Annotated in this window: 21 protein-coding genes and 1 pseudogene; 13 read left to right on the top strand and 9 right to left on the bottom strand. The window is 60.7% G+C overall.

Going from position 1 to position 25,748, the window contains the following annotated elements:
• Positions 1–105 precede the first annotated feature (105 nt).
• The 3 genes from BZ163_RS24940 to BZ163_RS24930 all read right to left on the bottom strand — a co-directional run bounded on the left by BZ163_RS24940 (position 106) and on the right by BZ163_RS24930 (position 4,712).
• Positions 106–1,707, bottom strand: coding sequence for an ABC transporter substrate-binding protein (locus BZ163_RS24940; protein WP_128873037.1), 1,602 nt, complete (start codon positions 1,705–1,707; stop codon positions 106–108).
• Positions 1,708–2,007: 300 nt separating this feature from the next.
• Positions 2,008–3,633 (bottom strand): ABC transporter substrate-binding protein, encoded by a 1,626-nt coding sequence (locus BZ163_RS24935; protein WP_128873036.1) that lies wholly within the window; start codon positions 3,631–3,633, stop codon positions 2,008–2,010.
• A gap of 362 nt (positions 3,634–3,995) precedes the next feature.
• Positions 3,996–4,712: an SIMPL domain-containing protein gene (locus BZ163_RS24930; RefSeq protein ID WP_128873035.1), complete on the bottom strand. Its 717-nt coding sequence runs from the start codon at positions 4,710–4,712 to the stop codon at positions 3,996–3,998.
• Positions 4,713–5,072: 360 nt separating this feature from the next.
• Between BZ163_RS24930 and BZ163_RS24925 the strand changes: the two genes are divergently transcribed.
• The 9 genes from BZ163_RS24925 (at position 5,073) to BZ163_RS24885 (ending at position 16,758) form a co-directional block, all read left to right on the top strand.
• Positions 5,073–6,335 carry an ATP-binding protein gene (locus tag BZ163_RS24925; protein WP_128873034.1) on the top strand — a complete coding sequence of 421 codons (1,263 nt, stop codon included), beginning with the start codon at positions 5,073–5,075 and terminating at the stop codon, positions 6,333–6,335.
• Entirely contained in the window at positions 6,328–6,894 is a 567-nt protein-coding gene (locus BZ163_RS24920; RefSeq protein WP_128873033.1) for a response regulator transcription factor, read from the top strand. Before BZ163_RS24925 ends, BZ163_RS24920 begins: the two co-directional genes overlap by 8 nt.
• A 96-nt stretch (positions 6,895–6,990) precedes the next feature.
• Positions 6,991–8,718, top strand: coding sequence for an ABC transporter ATP-binding protein/permease (locus BZ163_RS24915; RefSeq protein WP_128873032.1), 1,728 nt, complete (start codon positions 6,991–6,993; stop codon positions 8,716–8,718).
• Between the two features lie 179 nt (positions 8,719–8,897).
• Positions 8,898–9,647, top strand: a complete 750-nt coding sequence (locus tag BZ163_RS24910; protein WP_178084719.1) for a FadR/GntR family transcriptional regulator — start codon at positions 8,898–8,900, stop codon at positions 9,645–9,647.
• A gap of 437 nt (positions 9,648–10,084) precedes the next feature.
• Positions 10,085–10,996: a 5-dehydro-4-deoxyglucarate dehydratase gene (gene kdgD, locus BZ163_RS24905; RefSeq protein ID WP_128873031.1), complete on the top strand. Its 912-nt coding sequence runs from the start codon at positions 10,085–10,087 to the stop codon at positions 10,994–10,996.
• A gap of 76 nt (positions 10,997–11,072) precedes the next feature.
• Complete coding sequence (locus BZ163_RS24900; protein WP_128873030.1) at positions 11,073–12,518, top strand: aldehyde dehydrogenase family protein; 1,446 nt, start codon at positions 11,073–11,075, stop codon at positions 12,516–12,518.
• A 184-nt stretch (positions 12,519–12,702) separates the two neighbouring features.
• The gene (locus BZ163_RS24895; RefSeq protein WP_128873029.1) at positions 12,703–14,070 is read left to right on the top strand and encodes an MFS transporter; all 1,368 of its coding nucleotides are present in this window, start codon (positions 12,703–12,705) and stop codon (positions 14,068–14,070) included.
• Positions 14,071–14,081: 11 nt separating this feature from the next.
• Positions 14,082–15,635 (top strand): galactarate dehydratase, encoded by a 1,554-nt coding sequence (gene garD / locus BZ163_RS24890; RefSeq protein WP_128873028.1) that lies wholly within the window; start codon positions 14,082–14,084, stop codon positions 15,633–15,635.
• A 181-nt stretch (positions 15,636–15,816) separates the two neighbouring features.
• On the top strand, positions 15,817–16,758 hold the full coding sequence (locus BZ163_RS24885; protein WP_128873027.1) for an AEC family transporter: 942 nt from the start codon (positions 15,817–15,819) through the stop codon (positions 16,756–16,758).
• 68 nt (positions 16,759–16,826) lie between these two features.
• Here BZ163_RS24885 and BZ163_RS24880 read toward each other — a convergent pair whose 3' ends face one another.
• The 6 genes from BZ163_RS24880 to gatC all read right to left on the bottom strand — a co-directional run bounded on the left by BZ163_RS24880 (position 16,827) and on the right by gatC (position 22,042).
• Positions 16,827–17,162, bottom strand: a complete 336-nt coding sequence (locus BZ163_RS24880) for a carboxymuconolactone decarboxylase family protein (RefSeq protein ID WP_371916829.1) — start codon at positions 17,160–17,162, stop codon at positions 16,827–16,829.
• Between the two features lie 41 nt (positions 17,163–17,203).
• Complete coding sequence (locus tag BZ163_RS24875) at positions 17,204–18,265, bottom strand: calcium/sodium antiporter (protein ID WP_128873025.1); 1,062 nt, start codon at positions 18,263–18,265, stop codon at positions 17,204–17,206.
• A gap of 50 nt (positions 18,266–18,315) precedes the next feature.
• On the bottom strand, positions 18,316–18,687 hold the full coding sequence (locus tag BZ163_RS24870) for a septal ring lytic transglycosylase RlpA family protein (RefSeq protein WP_128873024.1): 372 nt from the start codon (positions 18,685–18,687) through the stop codon (positions 18,316–18,318).
• Positions 18,688–18,830: 143 nt separating this feature from the next.
• Positions 18,831–20,276 (bottom strand): Asp-tRNA(Asn)/Glu-tRNA(Gln) amidotransferase subunit GatB, encoded by a 1,446-nt coding sequence (gatB, locus tag BZ163_RS24865; protein WP_128873023.1) that lies wholly within the window; start codon positions 20,274–20,276, stop codon positions 18,831–18,833.
• A gap of 10 nt (positions 20,277–20,286) precedes the next feature.
• Positions 20,287–21,738: an Asp-tRNA(Asn)/Glu-tRNA(Gln) amidotransferase subunit GatA gene (gene gatA, locus BZ163_RS24860; RefSeq protein WP_128873022.1), complete on the bottom strand. Its 1,452-nt coding sequence runs from the start codon at positions 21,736–21,738 to the stop codon at positions 20,287–20,289.
• A gap of 16 nt (positions 21,739–21,754) precedes the next feature.
• Complete coding sequence (gene gatC / locus BZ163_RS24855) at positions 21,755–22,042, bottom strand: Asp-tRNA(Asn)/Glu-tRNA(Gln) amidotransferase subunit GatC (protein WP_045061473.1); 288 nt, start codon at positions 22,040–22,042, stop codon at positions 21,755–21,757.
• A 211-nt stretch (positions 22,043–22,253) separates the two neighbouring features.
• On the opposite strand from gatC, the gene mreB reads away from it, so the two are divergent.
• The 4 genes and pseudogenes from mreB (at position 22,254) to BZ163_RS24835 (ending at position 25,725) form a co-directional block, all read left to right on the top strand.
• Positions 22,254–23,291, top strand: coding sequence for a rod shape-determining protein MreB (mreB, locus tag BZ163_RS24850; protein WP_002555108.1), 1,038 nt, complete (start codon positions 22,254–22,256; stop codon positions 23,289–23,291).
• Between the two features lie 185 nt (positions 23,292–23,476).
• Positions 23,477–24,555: pseudogene (gene mreC / locus BZ163_RS24845) on the top strand (rod shape-determining protein MreC).
• Positions 24,555–25,046, top strand: a complete 492-nt coding sequence (mreD, locus tag BZ163_RS24840) for a rod shape-determining protein MreD (protein ID WP_064679735.1) — start codon at positions 24,555–24,557, stop codon at positions 25,044–25,046. Before mreC ends, mreD begins: the two are co-directional and overlap by 1 nt.
• An 82-nt stretch (positions 25,047–25,128) precedes the next feature.
• On the top strand, positions 25,129–25,725 hold the full coding sequence (locus tag BZ163_RS24835; RefSeq protein WP_128873021.1) for a nucleoside triphosphate pyrophosphatase: 597 nt from the start codon (positions 25,129–25,131) through the stop codon (positions 25,723–25,725).
• Positions 25,726–25,748: the final 23 nt, after the last annotated feature.

Below are 25,748 nucleotides of genomic sequence, written 5' to 3'. Positions count from 1 at the left end.
AGCACTTTCAAGGCATCGCAAACGTTTGCTGCAGGTCAATTCGACGAATTGCGGCAATACGCTTGCGTGAGGGCGCAAGCGCCCCCGGCGGTTGTGGCTAATCGGTTATTTTTCCAGGCTGACACCCGAGAACACGTTGCGGCCGAAAGGACTCACCTTGAATCCTTCGACCTTGGCGCTTAACGGCTGGTTGACCGTCGAGTGAGCGACAGGCGTGATCGGCACTTGCTGCTTGAGCAATTGCTGAGCCTGTTTGTAGAGCACGGTGCGCTGGTCGCGGTCGGTGACGACCTTGGCCTGCTTGATCATCTTGTCGTAAGCCGGATCGCACCACATGGAGTAGTTGTTGCCGCCAATGGCGTCGCAGCTGTAAAGCGTGCCGAGCCAGTTGTCCGGGTCACCGTTGTCACCGGTCCAGCCGATCAGGCTGACGTCGTGTTCGCCATTCTTGGTGCGCTTGATGTACTCGCCCCATTCGTAGCTGACAATCTTGACCTTGAGACCGATCTTCGCCCAGTCGGCCTGGAGCATCTCGGCCATCAATTTGGCGTTGGGGTTATAAGGACGCTGGACCGGCATCGCCCAGAGGGTGATCTCGGTGCCTTCCTTGACGCCGGCGGCCTTGAGCAATTCCTTGGCTTTTTCCGGGTTGTAGGCGACGTCCTTGATGGTCTCATCGTAGGACCACTGGGTCGGCGGCATGGCGTTGACCGCCAGTTGACCGGCACCCTGGTAGACGGCGTTGAGAATGCCTTGCTTGTTCACCGCCATGTCCAGTGCCTGGCGCACTTCGAGTTGGTCGAACGGCTTGTGACGCACGTTATAGGCGATGTAGCCCAGGTTGAAACCAGGCTTCTCGATCAGCTTGAGCTTCGGGTCGTTCTTCAGCGCAGTCACGTCGGCAGGGCGCGGATGCAGGGTGATCTGGCACTCGTTGGCCTTGAGCTTCTGCACCCGCACCGAGGCGTCGGTGTTGATGGCGAAGATCAGGTTGTCGAGCTTGACCCGGCTCGGGTCCCAGTACTGTTTGTTGCCGGTGTAGCGGATATTCGAATCTTTCTGGTAACTCTTGAACGCGAACGGGCCAGTGCCGATCGGCTTCTGGTTGATGTCGCTCGGCCTGCCGGACGCCAGCAACTGATCGGCGTATTCGGCCGAAAGAATGGCGGCGAAACTCATGGCGATGTTCTGGATGAACGCGGCGTCCACGCTGTTAAGCGTCATGACCACGGTCAGCGGCCCGGTTTTTTCGACCTTGGCGATGTTCTTGTTCAGGCTCATCCCGTTGAAATACGGGAATTCAGTCGGGTAAGCCTTACGGAAGGGTTGCTGCGGATCGAGCATGCGATTGAACGTGAACAGCACGTCATCGGCATTGAAGTCGCGGGTTGGTTTGAAGTACGCAGTGGTGTGAAATTTCACCCCTTCGCGTAGGTGAAAAGTGTACTTGAGGCCGTCCTCGGAAATATCCCAACGGGTTGCCAGCCCCGGGACTACGTTGGTGGCGCCTTTTTCGAATTCTGCCAGTCGGTTGTACAGCGGCTCGGCCGCGTCGTTATCGGTCGCGGTGGTGTACTGCGCGGTATCGAAACCCGCCGGGCTGCCTTCGGAGCAGAACACCAGGCTGTTGCTGGCGGCCTGGCTGATGGAAGTGGCGGCCAGCAGGCCGGTGCCCAGCAATGCGGAAAAAATCAAGGAATGGCGCATGACGCTCGCTCTTTTTAGTGTTTTTGACAATGAGACGTTGCCCGTCCGGGAACGAGGAGGCCCCACTGATCCCAAGCCATGACGTGCAGCAATAACCGAGAGCCCACGGGCTAACTGGTCAGATCCCGACGGTATGAACCTTGGGTCCGGCAGTAAATACGAAGGTTCCGAAAGGCTTGTGGGAAAAGGCAACACGTCCGATACCGCTGCTGTAGTACGCAGCGGATCATGATGTAGGCCAATTCCTACTTTCTCGGTAGATAACGCAACGGCGACTTCAATAATCGCCGTTGCGCACCCTTATTTGCTGACGCTGACGCCGTAGAAGGAGTTCAAGCCGAATGGGCTGATCTTGAAATCCTGCACGTTGGCGCGCATGGGTTGGAACACCGTCGAGTGAGCGATAGGTGTCATGGGAACCTGGTCTTTGAGGAGGTGTTGCGCCTGCTTGTACAGTTCGGTGCGCTTGGCCTGGTCAGGTGTCTTCTTGGCTTCTTTGACCAGCTTGTCAAAGTCCTTGTCGCACCATTTGGAGAAGTTGTTGCCGCTCAGCGAGTCGCAGCCGAACAGCACGTTGAGCCAGTTGTCCGGGTCACCGTTGTCGCCGCTCCAGCCGATGATCATCGCCTGGTTCTCGCCACCCTTGGAGCGCTTGATGTACTCGCCCCATTCGTAGCTGACGATGTTGACGTTCAGACCGATTTTCTTCCAGTCCGACTGCAGCATTTCAGCCATCAGTTTGGCGTTCGGGTTATACGGACGCTGAACCGGCATGGCCCACAGCGTGATCTGGGTCCCTTCCTTGATGCCGGCTTCCTTGAGCAGCTCCTTGGCTTTCTCAGGGTCGTACTTGGCATCCTTGATGGTGGTGTCATAGGACCATTGGGTGGGCGGCATGGCATTGACGGCCAGCTGGCCGGCGCCCTGGTACACCGAATCGATGATCTGTGGCTTGTTCACCGACATGTCCAGCGCCTGACGGACCCGCAGGTCGGCCAACGGGTTGTTGTCGGTGCGGCCCTTGAGCACGGGCATGACGTTATAGGCGATGTAACCCAGGTTGAACCCGGCCTGTTCCGGCAGCTTCAGGGTCTTGTCTTCGCGCAGTGCCTTGAGGTCGGCAGGACGAGGGAACAAGGTGATCTGGCACTCGTTTTTCTTCAGCTTCTGGATACGTACCGACGGGTCGGTGGTGATGGCGAAGATCAGGTTGTCGATCTTGACGTCTTCAGGCTTCCAGTAGTCCTTGTTCCCGGTGTAGCGGATGTTGGAGTCTTTCTGGTAGCTCTTGAACACGAACGGGCCAGTGCCGATCGGCTTCTGGTTGATGTCGCCGGGCTTGCCATCCTTGAGCAGCTGGGCAGCGTACTCGGCGGACTGGATGGAGGCGAAGCTCATGGCCAGGTTCTGGATGAAGGCTGCATCAACGCTGTTGAGCACGAATTTGACCGTGCGATCGTCAACCTTCTCGACCTTGGCGATGTTGGTGTCCATGGCCATGTCGGTGAAGTACGGGAATTCGGTCGGGTACGCTTTGCGGAACGGGTCATCCTTGTTAATCATGCGATTAAAGGTGAACAGCACGTCGTCGGCGTTGAACTCACGAGTCGGTTTGAAATACGGGGTGGTGTGGAACTTGACGCCTTCACGCAGGTGGAAGGTGTAGGTCAGCACGTCCGGGGAAATGTCCCAGCTGGTCGCCAGGCCAGGAATAACGGCGGTGCCGCCGCGCTCGAATTGAGTCAGGCGGTTGAACATGGTTTCTGCAGAGGCGTCGAAGTCGGTTCCGGTGGTGTACTGGCCAGGATCAAAACCGGCCGGGCTCCCTTCGGAGCAGAACACCAGGTTAGTCGCGGCTTGGGCGAAGGGTGCGCTGGCTAACAAGCTCGCGCCGACTAAAAACGGAATGACCGCGTGTTTAAGCATGGTGGCCTCATGATTTGTTGTCATTTTTGGAATTAGAGGACGACCTCGTGAGTCGTGCCTGCGGATACTTATGCAGGGGCCATACCCAATGCAAGTTCCCGAACAGCAACAAGCCTTAAACAGTGGCACGAACGTACCTTAATGTCGCAAATGTATAAATACCTGCGCATTTGAACGTTTGCGCAGGGTTTTTTCGGTGCAATCTGCGCACTGGCAAAGGGCGCGCGAAGTGATCGGCGCACCCTGTTGGGGTGCGGTGTTACTTATTTATACCTTCATATTGTAGGCACTCAGCGGGTTTTGGCCTGGCAAAAAAACGGCGATCACGTGGGTGATCGCCGTTTTTGGTACGGGTCAACGAATCAAGGCATCAACACTTCAATCGACCCGTCCGCCGTCATGCTGACCTGGCTGGTGCCCGCTTCGACTTCCGGGGTCACAGGGGCGGCATCCATGCTGGCGGCTTTCATCATCATCGGCCCACGCATGTACGGCTGTGGGTAACCGTTGCTGTTGAGGTTCAGGTTGACGATCTTGTAGCCCTTGCCGCCCAGCGCGTCGGTGGCAAGTTGGGCGCGGGCCTTGAAGGCGGTGACCGCGTCTTTGAGCAGCGCGTCTTCGCTGGCCTTGCGGGTTGGCGTGGCGATGGCGAAGTCCATGCCGCCCATTTTCAGGTCGGTGAGCAGTTCGCCGGTCAGTTTCGACAGGGCAGCGAAGTCCGAGCTTTCCAGGCGCAGTTCGGCGCGTTCACGCCAGCCGGTGATTTTCTGGCCCTTGGTGTCGTAGATCGGGTAGCTGTTGCGGCTGCCCTGGCGCAGGGTGATGTCCTTGACCTGCTTGGCCTGGGCCAGCGCCTTGTTCATGGTGGTGCTGACGTCGGCGGCAAGTTTGGCCGGGTCGCTGTTCTGTTCTTCGGTGTAGAGCGTCACGATCATCAGGTCGCGGGCCACTTCCTGACTGACTTCGGCGCGCAGGGCGATCTGATTGTAATGCAGCTCGTCGGCGGCCAGGGCCGGGAGGCTGGCGACGGTGCCAACGCTAAGGGCAAGAAGGGCGGCGCTGCGGCGGAAACTGTGCATGAAAACTCCTTGGACGATGCGCAGGGGTTAAGGTCCGAGCCTGCGTGAAACCATCAGACTCTAACTTTAATGATCCGGTTCGCACAGTTACAACTTCTATACAGATGATTGGCCGGTGGCCGCGGTCTCTCTGTAGGCGCTGGCTGTAGGCGCTGGCTTGCCAGCGAAGGACGCATAGGCGCCGCGTTTATCCTGACTGCACGCGTTATCGTTGACGACCTTCGCTGGCAAGCCAGCTCCTACAGGGGTGCGCGTCAGGATTCGGTCTGCCATGTGGCCGTTTGCCGCACTTTCGCCTGCCAGCCCCCGTGCTTGGTTATACTCCCTGCGATCCGCCTGGAGCGCTCATCAGGAGAGCTCATGCTCGCCCCCGTTCAAATCACTTCCGCGACTCGCCAGAATCTCTGGCGGCTGACGTTCATCCGCACTTTGGTGCTGGCCGCCCAGGCCGGTTCCGTGGGCCTGGCTTACTGGCTCGAGCTGCTGCCGCTGCCCTGGTTTCAACTGGCCGCGACCCTCGGCTGCTCGATGCTGTTGTGTGCGTTCACGGCGATTCGCCTGCGTACCTCGTGGCCGGTCACCGAGCTTGAGTACGCCGTGCAACTGGCATGCGACCTGTTTATCCACAGTGCCCTGCTGTATTTCTCCGGCGGCTCGACCAACCCCTTCGTCTCTTATTACCTGGTGCCGCTGACCATTGCCGCGGTGACCTTGCCGTGGCGGTATTCGGTGATTCTGTCCGGTATCGCGTTGACGATGTACACCCTGTTGCTGGCGCGTTTCTACCCGCTGCAAACCTTCCCGATCGCTCGGGAAAATCTGCAGGTGTACGGGATGTGGCTGAGTTTCGCCCTGGCCGCGGCGGTCATTACCTTTTTTGCCGCGCGCATGGCCGAGGAGTTGCGCCGTCAGGAAGAGCTGCGTGCCATTCGTCGCGAAGAGGGCCTGCGCGACCAGCAGCTGCTGGCCGTCGCGACCCAGGCGGCCGGCGCCGCCCATGAATTGGGCACGCCATTGGCGACCATGAGCGTGTTGCTCAAGGAAATGCGCCAGGACCACCACGACCCGATGTTGCAGGACGATCTGAGTGTGCTGCAGGATCAGGTCAAGCTGTGCAAGCAAACCTTGCAGCAGCTGGTTCGGGCAGCGGAGGCCAATCGCCGGTTGGCGGTGGAGATGCAGGACGTCACCGACTGGCTCGACGAAGCCCTGAACCGCTGGCACCTGATGCGTCCGGAAGCCAGTTATCGCTTCCAGCGCCTGGGCCAGGGCACCGTGCCACGCATGGCGCCACCGCCGGACCTGACCCAGGCGCTGCTGAATTTGCTCAATAACGCCGCCGATGCTTGCCCCGAAGGGCTGCAAGTGACGCTGGACTGGAATGCCGAGGATTTGACCATCAGCATCCGCGACCACGGTGCCGGTGTGCCGCTGGCCATTGCCGAGCAGATCGGCAAGCCGTTTTTTACCACCAAGGGCAAAGGTTTCGGCCTGGGCCTGTTTTTGAGCAAGGCCAGCGTGACACGCGCCGGCGGCTCAGTGAAACTCTACAGTCATGAGGAAGGCGGCACGCTCACCGAGCTGCGCCTGCCCCGTGTCGCCCGAGGAGACGAACATGAGTGACGAGATTCAAGTCGAAGGCGAAGGCGAAGAACTGCCGCATTTGCTGCTGGTAGACGACGACGCAACGTTTACCCGCGTCATGGCCCGTGCCATGGCCCGTCGCGGCTTTCGCGTCAGCACTGCCGGTTCTGCCGAAGAAGGCCTGATCATCGCCCAGGCCGATCTGCCGGACTATGCGGCGCTGGACCTGAAAATGGACGGCGATTCCGGCCTGGTGCTGTTGCCCAAGCTGCTGGAGCTGGACCCGGAAATGCGCGTGGTGATCCTCACCGGTTACTCGAGCATCGCCACCGCCGTCGAGGCGATCAAGCGCGGCGCCTGCAATTACCTGTGCAAACCGGCGGACGCCGATGACGTGCTGGCGGCTTTGCTGTCCGAGCACGCCGACCTCGACACCCTGGTGCCGGAAAACCCGATGTCCGTGGACCGCCTGCAATGGGAACACATCCAGCGCGTGCTGACCGAACACGAAGGCAACATCTCCGCCACGGCCCGCGCCCTGGGCATGCACCGCCGCACGCTGCAGCGCAAACTGCAGAAGCGCCCGGTCCGTCGCTGAACCGGTGCTGAACAATTGTTGTCCCATCGCGTTACAACACGAACTGATCATCTATGATCGGTTCGTGTGTGTTCTTTTCTCCAATGAGCCTTTTCCATGAATCAGAACGCTGAATATTCCGCGGTCAATGATGCTGTGCGCGGGCAGTTTTTTCGCAAAGTCTGGGCGATGATCACGCCTTACTGGCGCAGCGAAGAGAAGGGCAAGGCCTGGACGTTGCTGATCGCGGTGATCGCACTGTCGCTGGTCAGCGTGGGCATTTCGGTGTGGTTCAACACCTGGTACAAGGATTTCTACAATGCCCTGCAACAAAAGGATGATGCTGCGTTTTGGCGGTTGATCCTGTATTTCTGCGGGATTGCGGCGGTAGCGATTGTCGGCGCGGTATACCGGCTGTACCTGACCCAGATGCTGACCATCCGTTGGCGGGCATGGCTTACCGAAAAGCATTTCGCCCGCTGGTTAGGCAACAAGAATTACTACCAGCTCGAGCAAGGCGGTTACACCGATAACCCGGATCAGCGGATCTCCGAAGACCTCAACAACTTCACCTCGAACACCCTGGAACTGGGCATTGGACTGCTGCGCAATATTGTCAGCCTGGTGTCGTTCTCGATCATCCTGTGGGGTGTGTCGGGCAGTATTGAAGTCTACGGTTTTACCATTCCCGGATATATGTTTTGGTGTGTGCTGGTCTATGCGGTGATCGGCAGCTGGCTGACGCATTTGATCGGTCGTCGCCTGATCGGCTTGAACAACCAGCAACAACGCTTCGAAGCTGACCTGCGTTTCTCCATGGTGCGGATTCGCGAGAATGCCGAAAGCATCGCGCTCTATAACGGTGAGCCGAATGAAAACCGTCGCTTGAGCAGTCGTTTTGGCCTGGTCTGGCACAACTTCTGGGACATCATGAAGGTGTCCAAGCGCCTGACGTTCTTTACAGCCGGTTACAGCCAGGCCGCCATCATCTTTCCATTCATGGTCGCCGCGCCGCGTTACTTCGCGGGCAAGATCGAACTGGGTGAGCTGATGCAGATCAGCTCGGCGTTCGGCAACGTGCAGGAGAGCTTCAGCTGGTTCATCAGCGCGTACCAGAACCTCGCCTCCTGGCGCGCCACCTGTGATCGTCTGCTGAGTTTCCGCCAGGCGATGACCGATAACGAAGAGCGCGCGCCGATGATCGACGTGCAGAATTCGGGCCCGGAGTTGAAGGTACACAACCTGGGCCTCGACCTGGCGGACGGTCGTCACCTGCTGACCAGCGCCGACATGACCGTGGAGGAGGGCGAGCGCGTCATGCTCAGCGGCCGTTCCGGCAGCGGCAAGTCGACCTTGCTGCGGGCAATGGGGCATTTGTGGCCAGCGGGCCACGGCAGTATTCGTCTGCCGGCGGCGCGGTATCTGTTCCTGCCGCAAAAACCCTATCTGCCGATTGGCACGCTGCGCGAGGCGTTGAGTTATCCACAGGCCGGCGATACCTACCCGCACGAGCGCTACGTTCATGTGCTGGAAACCTGCCGCCTGCCGCATCTGGTGGCGCGACTGGACGAAGCCAATCACTGGCAGCGCATGCTGTCGCCGGGTGAACAGCAACGTCTGGCCTTTGCCCGTGCGCTGCTCTATGCCCCGCAATGGCTGTACATGGACGAAGCGACCTCGGCGATGGATGAAGAGGATGAGGCGTCGCTGTATCAAGCGTTGATCGATGAGATACCGGGCTTGAGCATCGTCAGCGTCGGGCATCGCAGCAGCCTGAAACGCTTCCATCCACGGCACATTCGTATCGAGAATGGGCATCTGGTGGACCAGGCCGTGACGGCCTGAACACCACCATCCCTGTAGGAGCTGGCTTGCCAGCGAAGGCGGTGTGTCAGTCAGCGAAGATGCTGAATGACACACCGCTTTCGCTGGCAAGCCAGCTCCTACAGGGGGGGTGGGTGATCGTACAACCGCGTTGAGCTATGATGCGGATTCAGCCGAATTTTTCGAGAATGACGTTCACCATGGAAAACCCGATCGACACGCCACGCCTCCCTCGCAAGCGCCGCAGCCTCGCACAGGAATTGGTGACGGTGCTGTCCGAGCAGATTCGCGACGGTCACCTCAAGCGCGGTGACAAATTGCCCACCGAGTCGGCGATCATGGAGGCCCATGGCGTCAGCCGTACGGTGGTGCGCGAGGCGATTTCGCGGTTGCAGGCGGCAGGGCAGGTTGAAACCCGTCATGGCATCGGCACCTTCGTGCTCGATACCCCGAGCCCGAGTGGTTTTCGAATCGACCCGGCGACCGTGGTCACCCTGCGTGACGTGCTGGCGATTCTCGAACTGCGCATCAGCCTGGAAGTAGAATCCGCCGGCCTGGCCGCCCAGCGTCGCAGCGCCGAGCAGTTGGCGCTGATGCGAGCGGCGCTGGACGCGTTGAATGAAAGTGTCTCCCACGCCAGTGATGCCGTGGCGTCGGACTTCCAGTTCCACCTGCAAATCGCCCTGGCGACGGGCAACCGTTACTTCACGGACATCATGACCCACCTGGGCACCAGCATCATCCCGCGTACGCGACTGAACTCGGCACGCCTGGCCCATGATGACCAGCAGCACTACATGAATCGCCTGAGCCGTGAGCACGAAGAGATCTACGACGCGATTGCCCGCCAGGATTCCGATGCGGCTCGTGCAGCGATGCGATTGCATCTGACCAACAGCCGTGAGCGGTTGCGTCATGCCCATGAAGAGGCTGAGGCGCAGCGGGGGTAAACATTTGACTCAGTAAATCCATTGCCTGACAGGCCGCCTTCGCGAGCAAGCCCGCTCCCACAGTAAATTGCGAGTGTTCACAAACCCTGTGTTCATATTCGATCCCATGTGGGAGCGGGCTTGCTCGCGAAGGGGGCCGCAGCCCTGCCGCAATTCTCTGGGTCTGTGCCGAAACAAGCTACCCTCGCTAATCTCTCATTCCCTCTTCCGACAACGTATCTCCTAAACGCCCCATCGGGTGCGGTGTTTTTGCACGCTTTTTTTCTGCGGCAAAGGCCCTGAAGCATTAGTCATCAGCCCATCTTGTCGAACAATTTTCACCCTCGGCGATGAAATGCAGTTGACGGTTATTTTTTAAGTTGTACGATGACCTACAACTTCAGCGCAGGCTGAACGCTTTTCTCATACATAACGTCGCTACCCAGGGTGTTCGAATAATGAATCCACAAGAACTGAAGTCCATCCTCTCTTCCGGTCTGCTGTCTTTCCCGGTTACCGATTTCAATGCTCAGGGCGATTTCCATCGCGCGGGCTACATCAAGCGTCTCGAATGGCTGGCCCCATACGGCGCCTCGGCACTGTTCGCCGCAGGCGGCACCGGTGAGTTCTTCTCTCTGGCGGCCAGCGAATACTCGGAAATCATCAAGACCGCCGTCGACACCTGCGAAACCAGCGTGCCGATTCTGGCCGGTGTCGGCGGTTCGACCCGTCAAGCCATCGAATACGCTCAAGAAGCCGAGCGTCTGGGCGCCAAGGGCCTGTTGCTGTTGCCGCATTACCTGACCGAAGCCAGCCAGGACGGCGTGGCTGCCCACGTTGAAGCCGTGTGCAAATCGGTGAAAATCGGCGTGGTGGTTTACAACCGTAACGTCTGCCGCCTGACCGCGCCGCTGCTGGAACGCCTGGCCGAGCGCTGCCCGAACCTGATCGGCTACAAGGATGGCCTGGGCGATATCGAGTTGATGGTGTCGATCCGTCGCCGCCTCGGCGATCGCTTCAGCTACCTGGGCGGGCTGCCGACCGCGGAAGTCTACGCCGCAGCCTACAAGGCGCTGGGCGTACCGGTTTACTCGTCCGCGGTGTTCAACTTCATCCCGAAAACCGCGATGGATTTCTACCACGCCGTTGCCCGGGAAGATCACGCCACTGTCGGCAAGATCATCGACGACTTCTTCCTGCCGTACCTGGATATCCGTAACCGCAAGGCCGGTTACGCGGTGAGCATCGTTAAGGCCGGGGCAAAAATTGTCGGCTATGACGCAGGTCCTGTGCGTGCGCCGCTGACCGATCTGCTGCCGGAAGAGTACGAAGCTCTGGCCGCGCTGATCGACAAGCAGGGCGCCCAGTAAAAAAAACCGATTGAGGAAGGCCGCTGAGCAATCAGCGGCCTTTTGCGTCAGGACTCTTATGTTCAGGAGAAAGATTGTGGCTGATACAAAGCGTTTCGATAACTACATCAACGGCCAATGGGTCACCGGTGCCGACTACAGCGCCAACATCAACCCATCGGAGTTGACCGATACCATCGGTGAATACGCCAAGGCCGATCTGGCTCAGGTCCACGCTGCCATCGACGCCGCTCGCGCCGCGTTCCCGGCCTGGTCCACTTCGGGCATTCAGGCTCGCCACGATTCACTGGATAAAGTCGGCACTGAAATCCTCGCCCGCCGCGAAGAGCTTGGCACTCTGCTGGCTCGGGAAGAGGGCAAGACCCTGCCCGAAGCCATCGGCGAAGTGACCCGCGCCGGCAACATCTTCAAGTTCTTCGCCGGTGAGTGCCTGCGCCTGTCCGGCGACTACCTGCCATCGGTACGTCCGGGCGTCAATGTGGAAGTCACTCGCGAAGCGCTGGGCGTGGTCGGTCTGATCACCCCGTGGAACTTCCCGATCGCGATCCCGGCGTGGAAAATCGCTCCGGCCCTGGCCTACGGCAACTGCGTGGTGCTGAAACCGGCGGACCTGGTACCGGGTTGCGCCTGGGCGCTGGCGGAAATCATCTCCCGCGCCGGCTTCCCGGCCGGCGTGTTCAACCTGGTGATGGGCAGCGGTCGAGTGGTGGGCGATGCGCTGGTGCAGAGCCCTAAAGTCGACGGCATCAGCTTCACCGGCTCGGTGGGTGTCGGTCGTCAGATCGCCGTCAACTGCGTGTCGCGCCAGGCCAAGGTGCAGTTGGAAATGGGCGGCAAGAACCCGCAGATCATTCTCGACGACGCCGACCTCAAGCAAGCGGTCGAGCTGTCGGTGCAGAGTGCCTTCTACTCCACCGGCCAGCGTTGCACCGCTTCGAGCCGTTTCATCGTCACTGCCGGGATTCACGATCAGTTCGTCGACGCCATGGCCGAGCGCATGAAGTCGATCAAGGTCGGCCACGCGCTGAAAACCGGCACCGATATCGGTCCGGTCGTCTCGCAAGCCCAGCTTGAACAGGACATGAAGTACATCGACATCGGCCAGTCCGAAGGTGCGCGCCTGGTCAGCGGCGGTGGTCTGGTGACCTGCGACACCGAAGGCTACTACCTTGCGCCAACGCTGTTTGCCGACAGCGAAGCCGCCATGCGCATCAGCCGCGAAGAGATCTTCGGCCCGGTGGCCAACATCGTGCGCGTGGCCGATTACGACGCTGCGCTGGAAATGGCCAACGACACCGAGTTCGGTCTGTCGGCGGGCATCGCCACCACGTCGCTGAAGTACGCCAACCACTTCAAGCGCCACTCCCAGGCCGGGATGGTGATGGTCAACCTGCCGACGGCGGGCGTGGACTACCACGTTCCATTCGGCGGGCGTAAAGGTTCATCCTATGGATCTCGCGAGCAAGGTCGCTATGCGCAAGAGTTCTACACGGTCGTGAAGACCAGCTACATCGGTTCCTGACAGGAAACGCCGCGGTATCGGCATCGATACCGCGACCCCCTGTAGGAGCTGGCTTGCCAGCGAAGGCGGCGTATCAGTCGACACACTGTTGAATGACACACCGCTTTCGCTGGCAAGCCAGCTCCTACAGAGGAGGCACACCCGTTTCACCCCGCATAAAAATAATCAGTGGGAGTACATCTACATGCAAGCGACCAAGCCAACCCACGTCCGCTATTTGATTTTGCTCATGCTGTTCCTGGTGACCACCATCAACTACGCCGACCGGGCCACTATCGCCATCGCGGGCTCCAGCCTGCAAAAAGACCTAGGCATCGACGCGGTCACCCTCGGCTATATCTTCTCCGCATTCGGTTGGGCCTACGTGGCCGGGCAAATTCCCGGTGGCTGGCTGCTGGACCGTTTCGGTTCGAAAAAAATCTACGCGCTGAGCATTTTCACCTGGTCGCTGTTCACCGTGCTCCAGGGCTATGTCGGCGAGTTCGGCATGTCTACGGCGGTGGTTGCGCTGTTCATGCTGCGCTTTTTGGTAGGCCTGGCCGAAGCGCCATCCTTCCCCGGTAACGCACGCATCGTCGCGGCCTGGTTCCCGACGGCAGAGCGCGGTACGGCCTCGGCGATCTTCAACTCGGCGCAGTACTTTGCCACCGTGTTGTTCGCACCGTTGATGGGCTGGATCGTCTACAGCTACGGCTGGCAGCACGTGTTCATCGTCATGGGCGTGATCGGTATCATCTTCTCCGGGATCTGGCTGAAGGTGATCTACAGCCCGCGCCAACACCCGAGGATCAATGAAGCCGAGTTCAAGCACATCGCCGACAACGGCGGCATGGTCGACATGGACCAGGACAAAGGCAAAGGCAAAAAGGTCGACGGTCCGAAGTGGGACTACATCCGCCAGCTGCTGACCAACCGCATGATGCTCGGCGTGTACCTGGGCCAATATTGCATCAACGGCATCACTTACTTCTTCCTGACCTGGTTCCCGGTGTACCTGGTACAGGAGCGCGGCATGACCATCCTCAAGGCCGGTTTCATTGCCTCGCTGCCGGCAATCTGCGGCTTTATCGGTGGTGTGCTCGGCGGGGTGATTTCCGACTACCTGCTGCGCAAGGGCCACTCGCTGACCTTTGCCCGCAAGGCGCCGATCATCGCCGGCTTGCTGGTGTCCAGCAGTATCGTGGCCTGCAACTACGTGGACGTGGAATGGATGGTCGTCGGCTTCATGGCCCTGGCGTTCTTCGGCAAAGGCGTGGGTGCGTTGGGCTGGGCGGTGGTGTCCGACACCTCGCCGAAGCAGATCGCCGGTCTGAGCGGTGGCCTGTTCAATACCTTCGGTAACATCGCGTCAATCACCACCCCGATCGTGATCGGTTACATCATCAGCTCCACCGGTTCGTTCAAATGGGCGCTGGTGTTCGTCGGTTGCAACGCACTGGTCGCAGTGTTCAGCTATCTGGTGATCGTGGGCCCGATCAAGCGTGTGGTGCTCAAGGAGCCGCCAGTCAGCGGTCCTGAAACCCATAACAAATTGTCTCAAGCGCATTCCTGAGGAGCGGCGTCATGCAGTTGATTGAACATTCCGATTCGCCGCGCTACATCCGCCTGCACGAGCGGGACAACGTGGTCATCGTGGTCAACGATCAGGGGGTGCCGGCCGGCACCGAGTTTGCGGACGGCCTGGTCACCCTGGACTTCGTGCCGCAGAGCCACAAGGTCACCCTGGAAGATATTCCCGAGGGCGGCCAGGTGATTCGCTATGGCCAGACCATTGGCTACGCGTTACACCCGATTCCACGCGGCAGCTGGGTCAAGGAAGATCAACTGCGCATGCCGACCGCGCCACCGCTGGACAGCTTGCCGCTGTCCACCGAGGTGCCGGCGGCACAGGCGCCGCTGGAAGGCTTTACGTTCGAGGGGTACCGCAACGCCGACGGCACCGTCGGCACGCGCAACATTCTTGGGATTACCACGACCGTGCAGTGCGTCACGGGTGTGCTGGACCATGCGGTCAAGCGCATCAAGGACGAGTTGCTGCCCAAGTACCCGAACGTCGATGACGTGGTGGCGCTGACCCACAGCTACGGCTGCGGTGTGGCGATTACCGCGACTGACGCGTACATCCCGATCCGCACCGTGCGCAACCTGGCGCGCAACCCGAACCTGGGTGGCGAAGCCTTGGTCATTAGCCTGGGGTGCGAGAAGTTGCAGGCCGGGCAGGTGATGCACGAGAACGACAGCTCGGTGGATTTGAGCGAACCCTGGCTGTACCGCTTGCAGGATTCCAGTCATGGCTTCAGCGAGATGATCGAGCAGATCATGGCGCTGGCCGAGACCCGTTTGAAGAAGCTCGATCAGCGTCGCCGGGAAACCGTGCCGGCGTCAGAATTGATCCTCGGCATGCAGTGCGGTGGCAGCGATGCGTTCTCCGGCATCACCGCCAACCCGGCGCTGGGCTACGCCTCGGACTTGTTGCTGCGGGCTGGCGCGACGGTGATGTTCTCCGAAGTCACTGAAGTGCGCGACGCCATTTACCTGCTGACGTCCCGCGCCGAAACCGAAGAAGTCGCCCAGGAACTGGTGCGGGAAATGGACTGGTACGACCGTTATCTGGCCAAGGGCGAGGCGGATCGCAGCGCCAACACCACGCCGGGCAACAAGAAGGGCGGGCTGTCGAACATCGTCGAGAAGTCACTGGGCTCGATCGTCAAGTCCGGCAGCAGTGCAATCAATGGGGTGCTTGGCCCTGGCGAGCGCTTCAAGCGCAAAGGGCTGATTTTCTGTGCGACGCCGGCCAGTGATTTTGTCTGCGGAACCTTGCAACTGGCGGCGGGGATGAACCTGCATGTGTTCACCACCGGTCGCGGCACACCCTATGGTTTGGCGATGGCACCGGTGGTGAAGGTCTCGACCCGGACCGAACTGGCGCAGCGCTGGCCGGACCTGATCGACATCGATGCCGGACGGATCGCGACCGGGCGGGCTTCGATCGAGGACCTTGGGTGGGAGTTGTTCCACTACTACCTGGATGTGGCCAGCGGCAAGAAGCAAACGTGGGCGGAGCGGCACAAGCTGCATAACGACATTACCTTGTTCAACCCGGCGCCGATCACGTAAGACCGAGTCGACTGCTTCGCTGGCAAGCCAGCTCCTACAGGATTTGTGTCGAGCACAAAATATGCATACGACGCGGACCTGTAGGAGCTGGCTTGCCCGCGAAGGCGTTCTACCAGACGCCAACGTCCCAGGTGGCTTATCATTCGCCCCCTGACGACGCCCACCCAAGGTGACCCCCGGCATGCTGGCTATCTTCCTCGAAACCCTGAACATCACCGCGCCGGTGTTTGCCATGCTGTTTCTGGGGGTGCTGCTCAAGCGCATCGACTGGATCAACGACAACTTCATTCACACCGCGTCAGCCCTGGTGTTCAACGTCACCATGCCGGCATTGCTGTTCCTGGGCATCCTGCATGCCGACCTGCACGCCGCGTTGCAACCGGCACTGCTGATCTACTTCTCTATCGCCACCCTGGTCTGTTTTGCCATTGCCTGGGGCTGGGCGATCTGGAAGTGCCCACGGGAAGACCGGGGCATCTACACCCAGGGTGCGTTTCGCGGCAACAATGGGGTGATCGGCCTGGCGCTGGCAGCGAGCATGTACGGTGACTATGGGATTTCCCTTGGGGCGATTCTCGCGGCACTGGTGATCCTGCTCTACAACACGCTTTCGACCATCGTGCTGGCGGTGTACAGCCCGGTGATCAAGTCCGACCCGTGGAGCATCTTTAAAAGCGTGATGATCAACCCGCTGATCATCAGTGTGTTTACGGCGGCGCCGTTTGCCTACTTCAAGATCGGTTTGCCGGGTTGGCTGGAGACCTCGGGGCAGTACCTGGCGCAAACCACCTTGCCCTTGGCGTTGATCTGCATCGGCGGCACCCTGTCGCTGGCGGCACTGCGCAAAAGCGGCTCGATGGCGCTGAGTTCAAGCCTGGTGAAGATGATCAGCCTGCCGATCCTGGCAACGCTGGGGGCCTGGCTCTGGGGGTTTCGCGGGGCGGAACTGGGCATTCTGTTCCTGTACTTCGGCAGTCCGACCGCCGCGGCCAGCTTTGTCATGGCCCGCCAGGCCAATGGCAATCACGAACTGGCGGCGGCGATCATCGTGATCACCACCTTGATGGCGGCGGTCACCACCAACGTCGGGATTTTTTTGTTGCAGTGGGGCGGGTGGATCTAGCTTCCGGATTTGTTGTGTTTTATCGGGCCTCGCGAAGACGGCCGAACGATCACCACCAATACCGACGATTACTCCGGCTTCTTGTAGCTATCGATCACTTCCTGCGCCGCCCGAAACGCGTCGATGGCCGCCGGCACTCCGGCATACACCGCGCAATGCAGCAGCGCCTCGCGAATTTCCTCCACGGTGCAACCGTTGTTCAGCGCACCGCGCACATGGCCTTTCAGTTCCTGCGGACACTTCAACGCCGTCAGCGCGGCGAGGGTGATCAGGCTGCGGGTTTTCAGTGGCAGGCCTTCGCGGTTCCAGACGCCGCCCCAGGCATGCTCGTTGACGAAGTCCTGCAGGGGCTGGGTGAACTCGGTGGCATTGCCCAGCGCGCGATCGACGAAAGCGTCGCCCATCACTTGGCGGCGGACTTCAACGCCAGGCTTTTTATTATCGGTCACGGCAATTCCCTCTTGTGGTGTTGGCGACGCCAGGCGCGCAGCGACGTGAACAGCAAATACGCCACCAGTGCCGGCAGGACGAAAAACAGCATCAGGTGTTCAAGCTTGCCGGCCAACGGCATACCCGTGGTGAACGACACCACATGCAGGCCGTACGCCAGGTACAGGCCCAGAAACAGCAGGCCTTCGGCCCGGGTCATCCGGTAGCCGGAATAGAACACCGGCAGGCACAGCGCTGCGACGCCGAGCATGACCGGCAAATCGAAATCCAGGGCATTGGGCGACACCGACAGCGGCGACGGCGCAATCAGCGCGGTAAAGCCCAGCACGCCCAGAAGATTGAACAGGTTGCTGCCGACCACGTTGCCCACGGCGATCTCACGTTCTCCGCGCAACGCCGCGATCAACGAGGTGGCCAGTTCCGGCAGGGAGGTGCTGACGGCAACGATGGTCAGGCCGATGATCCGCTCGGAAAGCCCAAGATCGGTGGCGACCGACACCGCGGCGCCCAACAGCAGATGCCCGGCGTACACCAGCATTGCCAGCCCGACGACGATCATCAGCAGGCTGCTGAACCACGGCGCTTGCGCCACATCCTGGGTAGTCGATTGCGGACGGGCCGAGTGCCGCGACTGGCGCAGCAGCAAGCCCAGATACAGCACCAGCGCTGCCAGCAGCAGCACGCCGTCGACCCGGGTCAGCTCTTCATTCCACGCCAGTATGAACACCAGCAGGCTGGCGCCGATCATCAGCGCAATATCCAGGTGCACCAGTTGCCGTGACACCCGCAGCGGGATAATCAGCGCCGAGAGCCCGAGGGTGACGAGGATGTTGAAAATGCTGCTGCCGATCACGCTGCCGACGGCGATGTCGGCGTTGTGCGCCAGGGTCGCTTGCAGGCTGACCGCCATCTGCGGCGCGCTGCTGCCGAGGGCGACGATGGTCAGGCCGATGATCAGCGGGCGAACATGCAGCCGCGCGGCCAGGCGCACGGCGGCGCGCACCATCAGTTCGGCGCCGGCGATCAGTAACAACAGGCCGCTGAGCAGTTCAATCACGCTGAGCAGGGGTAAATCGGCAAGTCCGAAGATGGTCGAGGCTCCGTCGGTCAGTCGAGGGCTTGCACACGAACCCGTGCGGTACCGCTTCTGAGCATGCCCAGGCGTTCGGCAGCCTCGTGTGAAACATCGATCAGACGCCCACGGGTATGTGGCCCGCGATCGTTGATGCGCACTACACAGGATTTGTCGTTGTTCAGGTTGGTGACTTTCACCCGTGTGCCAAAGGGTAGCTGACGGTGAGCGGCGGTCAGGGCATTTTTGTTGAAGCGCTCGCCACTGGCGGTGCGTTTGCCTTGGTGTCTGGCGCCGTAATAGGAGGCGGTGCCGGTCTTGTCGTAGCCGTGTGGATCGATGATGTCGTTGCTGGAACAACCGGCCAGCAGGGAGAGCAGGGCGCAGGCACTGAGTAGACGTTTCATTCAAAGGTTTCCCGAAGCAACTGTAGGAGCGAGCTTGCTCGCGAAGGTGTGTCAGCTACTAAGATGTCGACTGATACTCCATCGCGAGCAAGCTTGCTCCTACAGGGGGGGTGAGCCAGGCTTGAGTGCTGGCTCCATTGCAATCAGCCTTCGAGCTTGCTTTTCAGCAGTTCATTGACCTGTTGCGGGTTGGCCTTGCCTTTGGACGCTTTCATGGCCTGGCCGACGAAGAAGCCGAACATCTTGCCGCGTTTGGCTTCGTCTGCCGCGCGGTATTGCTCGACCTGTTCGGCATTGGCCGCGAGCATCTCGTCCAGCACTGCCGAGATGGCGCCGCTGTCGGTCACTTGCTTGAGGCCGCGCTTGTCGATGATCTCGTCCGCGCTGCCTTCGCCGTTGGCCATGGCTTCGAACACCACCTTGGCGATCTTGCCGGAGATGGTGTTGTCCTTGATGCGCAGCAGCATGCCGCCCAGTTGCTCGGCCGAGACCGGCGACTGGTCGATGTCCAGGCCCTGTTTGTTCAACAGGCTGCCCAACTCGACCATCACCCAGTTGGCCGCCAGCTTGGCGTCGCCGCTGATGCCCACGACTTTTTCGAAGTAATCGGCTTGCTCGCGGCTGGTGGCCAGGACGCTGGCGTCGTAGACCGACAGGCCGAACTGCGCCTGGAAACGCTCGCGTTTCTGCGGTGGCAATTCCGGCAGGGTGGCGCGCACCTCGTCGAGGAACGAGTTCTCGATGACCACCGGCAGCAGGTCCGGATCGGGGAAGTAACGGTAGTCGTTGGCTTCCTCTTTGCTGCGCATCGGCCGGGTTTCGTCCTTGTTTGGATCGTACAGGCGGGTCTGCTGGATCACCCTGCCGCCGTCTTCGATCAGTTCGATCTGGCGTTGCACTTCGGTGTTGATCGCCTTCTCGATGAAGCGGAACGAGTTGACGTTCTTGATCTCGCAGCGCGTGCCGAACTCAACCTGGCCTTTCGGGCGGATCGACACGTTGCAGTCGCAGCGCAGCGAACCTTCGGCCATGTTGCCGTCGCAAATGCCCAGGTAACGCACCAGCGCGTGGACAGCCTTGACGTAAGCCACGGCTTCCTTGGCGCTGCGCATGTCCGGTTCGGAGACGATTTCCAGCAGCGGCGTGCCGGCACGGTTCAGGTCGATGCCGGTGGCGCCGGTGAACTCTTCGTGCAGGCTCTTGCCGGCGTCTTCTTCAAGGTGCGCGCGAGTGATGCCGACGCGCTTGACCGTGCCGTCTTCAAGGGCGATGTCCAGGTGGCCCTTGCCAACGATCGGCAACTCCATCTGGCTGATCTGGTAGCCCTTGGGCAGGTCCGGGTAGAAGTAGTTCTTGCGGGCGAACACGTTGTGCTGGCCGATCTCGGCGTCGATCGCCAGGCCGAACATCACCGCCATGCGCACCGCTTCCTGGTTCAGCACCGGCAGTACGCCGGGCATGCCCAGGTCGACCAGGCTGGCCTGGGTGTTCGGCTCGGAGCCGAAGGTGGTGGAACTACCGGAAAAGATTTTCGACCGGGTGGTGAGCTGGGTATGAATCTCCAGCCCGATCACGACTTCCCATTGCATGTGTTTCTCCTCAGAAGCCGGTTGGGGTGCGGGTGTGCCAGTCAGTGTTCAACTGATACTGATGGGCAACGTTCAACAGGCGACCTTCCTGGAAATACGGGGCGAGCAATTGCACGCCGACCGGCAGCCCGTCGACGAAACCTGCAGGCATGGACAAGCCCGGCAGGCCGGCGAGGTTGGCGGTGATGGTGTAGACGTCTTCCAGGTACGCAGCGACCGGGTCGCTGTTCTTGGCGCCGAGCTTCCAGGCCGGGTTCGGCGTGGTCGGGCCGAGGATGATGTCGACCTCGTTGAAGGCGGCCATGAAATCGTTCTTGATCAGGCGACGAATCTTCTGCGCCTTCAGGTAGTAAGCGTCGTAGTAACCGGCCGACAACGCGTAGGCACCGACCATGATCCGGCGCTGCACTTCCGGGCCGAACCCTTCACCGCGGGAACGCTTGTACAGGTCGATCAGGTTTTTCGGATCTTCACAGCGGTAGCCGAAACGCACGCCGTCGAAACGCGACAGGTTGGAGGAGGCTTCCGCCGGAGCGATCACGTAGTACGCAGGGATCGCGTGCTGCATGTTCGGCAGGCTGATTTCCTTGACCACGGCGCCGAGCTTTTCCAGCTCCTTGACGCTGTTGTGGATCAGCTCGGCAATGCGCGGGTCGAGGCCGGCACCGAAGTATTCCTTCGGCACGCCGATGCGCAGGCCTTGCAGCGAACCGTTGAGGCTGGCGCTGTAATCCGGCACGGGCTCGTCGATGCTGGTGGAGTCCTGCGGGTCGAAACCGGCCATGCCTTGCAGCAGGATCGCGCAGTCTTCGGCCGTGCGAGCCAACGGGCCGCCCTGATCGAGGCTGGAGGCGTAGGCGATCATGCCCCAGCGCGAAACGCGACCGTACGTCGGTTTCAGGCCGGTGAGGTTGGTCAGCGCGGCGGGCTGACGAATCGAACCGCCGGTGTCGGTGCCTGTCGCCGCCGGCAGCAGACGAGCGGCAACCGCCGCCGCCGAACCGCCGGACGAACCGCCCGGCACGTGCTCCAGGTTCCACGGGTTTTTCACCGGGCCGTAGTAGCTCGACTCGTTGGCCGAACCCATGGCGAATTCGTCCATGTTGGTCTTGCCCAGGGTCACGGCTCCGGCAGCGGCCAGTTTGGCCACCACGGTGGCGTCGTACGGCGCCTTGAAGTTGTCGAGCATCTTCGAGCCGCAGCTGGTGCGGATGCCCTGGGTGCAGAACAGGTCTTTATGGGCGATCGGCGCGCCGAGCAGGGCACCGTTCTCGCCATTGGCCCGGCGGGCGTCAGCGGCTTTGGCTTGCTGGAGCGCGAGGTCTTCGGTGAGGCTGATGAAGCTGTTGAGCTGCGGATCGAGCTGGGTAATGCGCGCCAGCAGGACCTTGGTCAGCTCTTCGGAAGAAAACTTTTTGTCGGCGAGACCGCGGGCGATCTCGGCCAGAGTCAATTGATGCATTGCAGGCTCTTTCCCTTTAGTCGATGACTTTCGGAACCAGGTACAGGCCGTTTTCGACCGCTGGTGCGATGGACTGGTAGGCCTCGCGATGATCGGTCTCGGTCACGACGTCTGCGCGCAGGCGCTGGCTGGCTTCCAGTGGGTGGGCGAGCGGCTCGATACCGTCGGTATTGACCGCCTGCATTTCGTCGACCAGCCCGAGAATGCTGTTCAGGGCCGAAGTGATGTGTGGAAGATCGGCATCATTGAGGCCGAGGCAGGCCAGATGAGCGATTTTTTCCACGTCGGAGCGTTCAAGCGCCATGGGAATCTCCAGTGGAAAACAGAACGGACGGCGTCCGTGTGTTAGATTGGTCGGAACACTACCGCATTTCTACGGTCATAAGGCCGCGATTGTGGGGTTTGGTGCACGGAAAAGCGGCCAATTTAACATATTGGCGCCTTGCCCAAAATCCCTGTCGTTGTTAGAGTTTGCCGCACTTTTTTACCCACGCGTTGCCTAGGGTCCTTTCCCCATGTTCAAGAAACTGCGTGGCATGTTTTCCAGCGATCTTTCCATTGACCTGGGCACTGCCAACACCCTTATTTACGTGCGCGAGCGCGGAATCGTTCTGAATGAGCCATCGGTTGTGGCCATTCGGACACACGGTAACCAGAAAAGTGTCGTTGCCGTCGGCACCGAGGCCAAGCGCATGCTCGGCCGTACGCCAGGTAACATTGCTGCCATTCGTCCGATGAAAGACGGCGTTATCGCCGACTTCAGCGTCTGTGAAAAGATGCTGCAATATTTTATCAACAAAGTTCACGAAAACAGTTTTTTGCAACCCAGCCCTCGCGTGTTGATTTGCGTCCCGTGCAAATCCACCCAGGTTGAGCGTCGTGCCATCCGTGAATCGGCCCTCGGTGCCGGTGCCCGTGAAGTCTTCCTGATCGAAGAGCCGATGGCGGCCGCGATCGGTGCCGGTTTGCCGGTTGAAGAAGCTCGCGGCTCGATGGTTGTCGATATCGGTGGCGGTACCACTGAAATCGCGCTGATCTCCCTGAACGGTGTGGTGTACGCCGAATCCGTACGGGTTGGCGGCGACCGCTTCGACGAAGCGATCATCACTTACGTGCGTCGCAACTACGGCAGCCTGATCGGCGAGTCCACCGCCGAGCGCATCAAGCAGGAAATCGGTACCGCCTACCCGGGTGGCGAAGTTCGTGAAGTCGACGTTCGCGGCCGTAACCTGGCCGAAGGCGTTCCACGCGCCTTCACCCTGAACTCCAATGAAGTGCTGGAAGCTCTGCAAGAGTCCCTGGCCACCATCGTTCAGGCCGTGAAAAGTGCGCTGGAGCAATCGCCGCCGGAACTGGCGTCCGATATCGCCGAGCGTGGCCTGGTGCTGACCGGTGGTGGCGCCTTGCTGCGCGACCTCGACAAGTTGCTGGCCCAGGAAACCGGCCTGCCGGTGATCGTTGCCGAAGACCCGCTGACCTGCGTCGCTCGCGGCGGTGGCCGTGCCTTGGAAATGATGGATAAACACACCATGGACCTGCTTTCCAGCGAGTGATATCGCCGGTTGCATCTATGCTGTTGGCGCGCAGGCAGCACTTTGCAGTGCTGCCTGTTGCGTTTATCTTCTGTCAGTCTGCATCCAGGCCGGTCTGCCTATGAATAACGAGAACATTTGCCTGGGAGGAGCGGCTTATTAAACCGCTTTTCACCAAAGGGCCTTCACTGGGCGTGCGCTTGTTGGTGCTGGTCGTGCTATCGGTCGCGCTGATGGTGGTCGATGCGCGCTTCACACTGTTCAAGCCGGTGCGTAGCCAAATGTCGCTGGTGCTGATGCAGTCTTACTGGATCACCGACCTGCCGCAGCGGCTATGGCAAGGTGTGGCCAGCCAGTTTGGCAGCCGTACCGAACTCGTCGCGGAAAACGAAAAACTCAAGACCGAAAACCTGCTGTTGCAGGGCCGCATGCAAAAGCTTGCCGCCTTGACCGAGCAGAACGTGCGGCTGCGCGAGTTGCTCAACTCCTCGGCGCTGGTCAACGAGAAGGTCGAAGTCGCCGAGCTGATCGGCATGGACCCCAACCCCTTCACCCATCGCATCATCATCAACAAGGGTGAGCGCGACGGTGTCGTGCTCGGTCAGCCGGTGCTCGACGCCCGCGGCCTGATGGGCCAGGTGGTCGAATTGATGCCGTACACCTCCCGCGTGCTGCTGCTGACCGACACCACGCACAGCATCCCGGTGCAAGTGAACCGCAACGGCCTGCGGGCGATCGCCAGCGGCACCGGCAACCCGGAACGCCTGGAACTGCGTCACGTGGCAGACACGGCCGACATCAAGGAAGGCGATCTGCTGGTCAGCTCCGGTCTCGGTCAGCGTTTCCCGGCGGGTTACCCGGTGGCCACGGTCAGGGAAGTGATCCACGACTCAGGGCAGCCGTTCGCCATTGTTCGCGCCGTACCGACCGCCGCCTTGAACCGCAGCCGTTATCTGTTGCTGGTGTTCAGTGACAGCCGCACCGCCGAAGAACGCGCCAACGATGCCGCCCAGGCCCAGGAAGCGCTGGATCAGCACGGCGGTGGACCGATCATTCCCGCGACCGTGCCCAGGCCTGGCTGCCGTCATTCCGGGCTGCCGTTGTCGCTCCGGCCGCTCCGGTTGCTCCGGTGATTGTGCCTGCCGCCGCGGCCAAGCCGGTCGCCACCAAACCTGCCGCCACCAAGCCGCCCGCCGCCAAACCACCGACAGCTCAACCCGCTGCCGTGAGGCCTGCCGCCAAACCGCCTGTCTCCGCGCCGGCTACCCCTGGGGGAAGAGAATAATGGTCGGTATTACCGCCTCCCGAAACGGCTGGATAGTCTGGCTGACGTTTGCCATCGGCCTGCTGCTCAGCGTCTCGCCGTTACCGCAATTCATGGAAATCCTGCGCCCCCTGTGGCTCGCCTTGCTGCTGGCATTCTGGGCGTTGGCCTTGCCGCAGAAAGTCGGCATGGTGACCGCGTGGTGCCTGGGCCTGGCCGAAGACGTGCTGTATGGCACGCTGCTGGGCCAGAATGCGTTGATCCTGACGCTCATCACCTACCTGGTGCTGGCGCTGCAACAGCGCCTGCGGATGTTCCCGATGTGGCAGCAGAGCCTGGTGATCCTGGTGATCTTCGGCCTCGCGCAGCTGGTTCAGCTATGGCTCAGCGCCCTGACCGGCAATCGTCAGCCAACGCTGGCGCTGGTCTTGCCGGCACTGGTCAGTGCGTTGCTCTGGCCTTGGGTCAGCTACGGTTTGCGTGGATTGCGTCGACGTTACAGAATCAATTGATTCGGTCAGGCATTGGCCCGTACCGGTGCCCTGCCAAGGAACAGTATGTGTGCGGCAGGGCGCTAAACAGGGAGATGTCTTGATGAAACAGCTGTACCTCGCCTCTGGCTCGCCGCGTCGGCGTGAACTGCTCACGCAGATCGGCGTACCGTTCTCCGTCATCAGTGCGGACATCGATGAAACCCCTTTGGATCTTGAATCGCCGTCGGCCTATGTCGAACGCCTCGCGCGTGGCAAGGCTGAAGCCGGGCGCCGGTTGGTCGTGTCCGATGCAGATTGCTGTGTGCTCGGTGCCGATACCGCCGTGGTGCTGGACGGGAAAATTCTCGGCAAGCCGGTTGATGAAGTTGAAGCTTGCGCCATGCTTATGATGTTGTCCGGACGTGAGCATGAAGTGCTGACGGCGATCGCGGTGCTCGAGGGTGAACATTGCGAATCCCGGGTGGTGCGCAGTCTGGTGCGTTTTCGCCCCATCGACCGCGAGGAAGCGCTGGCCTACTGGGCCAGCGGCGAACCGCGGGACAAGGCGGGCGGCTATGGCATTCAAGGGTTGGGCGCGGTATTTGTCGCCCAGTTGAATGGAAGCTATTCGGCGGTCGTCGGACTGCCGCTGTGCGAAACCTCGGAGCTGCTCGGCCATTTCGGCATACCCTGTTGGCAAACCCTTAACGCGCGCTGAGCGTCGTACTGACAAGATGCGGC

This window comes from Pseudomonas sp. VI4.1, assembly GCF_002029345.1.
GTDB lineage: Bacteria > Pseudomonadota > Gammaproteobacteria > Pseudomonadales > Pseudomonadaceae > Aquipseudomonas.
The sequence above is the reverse complement of the archived record's forward strand: the minus strand, read 5'-3'. Positions and strand labels throughout refer to the sequence as shown.

Excerpts from the sequence above, each read along its gene's own strand:
- kdgD (WP_128873031.1), top strand. The coding sequence starts at position 10,085 with ATGAATCCACAAGAACTGAAGTCCATCCTCTCTTCCGGTCTGCTGTCT.
- gatA (WP_128873022.1), bottom strand. The coding sequence starts at position 21,738 with ATGCATCAATTGACTCTGGCCGAGATCGCCCGCGGTCTCGCCGACAAA.
- BZ163_RS24895 (WP_128873029.1), top strand. The coding sequence starts at position 12,703 with ATGCAAGCGACCAAGCCAACCCACGTCCGCTATTTGATTTTGCTCATG.
- BZ163_RS24935 (WP_128873036.1), bottom strand. The coding sequence starts at position 3,633 with ATGCTTAAACACGCGGTCATTCCGTTTTTAGTCGGCGCGAGCTTGTTA.
- BZ163_RS24885 (WP_128873027.1), top strand. The coding sequence starts at position 15,817 with ATGCTGGCTATCTTCCTCGAAACCCTGAACATCACCGCGCCGGTGTTT.
- BZ163_RS24930 (WP_128873035.1), bottom strand. The coding sequence starts at position 4,712 with ATGCACAGTTTCCGCCGCAGCGCCGCCCTTCTTGCCCTTAGCGTTGGC.
- BZ163_RS24835 (WP_128873021.1), top strand. The coding sequence starts at position 25,129 with ATGAAACAGCTGTACCTCGCCTCTGGCTCGCCGCGTCGGCGTGAACTG.
- BZ163_RS24940 (WP_128873037.1), bottom strand. The coding sequence starts at position 1,707 with ATGCGCCATTCCTTGATTTTTTCCGCATTGCTGGGCACCGGCCTGCTG.
- garD (WP_128873028.1), top strand. The coding sequence starts at position 14,082 with ATGCAGTTGATTGAACATTCCGATTCGCCGCGCTACATCCGCCTGCAC.
- gatB (WP_128873023.1), bottom strand. The coding sequence starts at position 20,276 with ATGCAATGGGAAGTCGTGATCGGGCTGGAGATTCATACCCAGCTCACC.
- BZ163_RS24870 (WP_128873024.1), bottom strand. The coding sequence starts at position 18,687 with ATGAAACGTCTACTCAGTGCCTGCGCCCTGCTCTCCCTGCTGGCCGGT.
- BZ163_RS24880 (WP_371916829.1), bottom strand. The coding sequence starts at position 17,162 with ATGGGCGACGCTTTCGTCGATCGCGCGCTGGGCAATGCCACCGAGTTC.
- BZ163_RS24920 (WP_128873033.1), top strand. The coding sequence starts at position 6,328 with ATGAGTGACGAGATTCAAGTCGAAGGCGAAGGCGAAGAACTGCCGCAT.
- BZ163_RS24910 (WP_178084719.1), top strand. The coding sequence starts at position 8,898 with ATGGAAAACCCGATCGACACGCCACGCCTCCCTCGCAAGCGCCGCAGC.
- BZ163_RS24925 (WP_128873034.1), top strand. The coding sequence starts at position 5,073 with ATGCTCGCCCCCGTTCAAATCACTTCCGCGACTCGCCAGAATCTCTGG.
- mreD (WP_064679735.1), top strand. The coding sequence starts at position 24,555 with ATGGTCGGTATTACCGCCTCCCGAAACGGCTGGATAGTCTGGCTGACG.
- gatC (WP_045061473.1), bottom strand. The coding sequence starts at position 22,042 with ATGGCGCTTGAACGCTCCGACGTGGAAAAAATCGCTCATCTGGCCTGC.
- BZ163_RS24915 (WP_128873032.1), top strand. The coding sequence starts at position 6,991 with ATGAATCAGAACGCTGAATATTCCGCGGTCAATGATGCTGTGCGCGGG.
- mreB (WP_002555108.1), top strand. The coding sequence starts at position 22,254 with ATGTTCAAGAAACTGCGTGGCATGTTTTCCAGCGATCTTTCCATTGAC.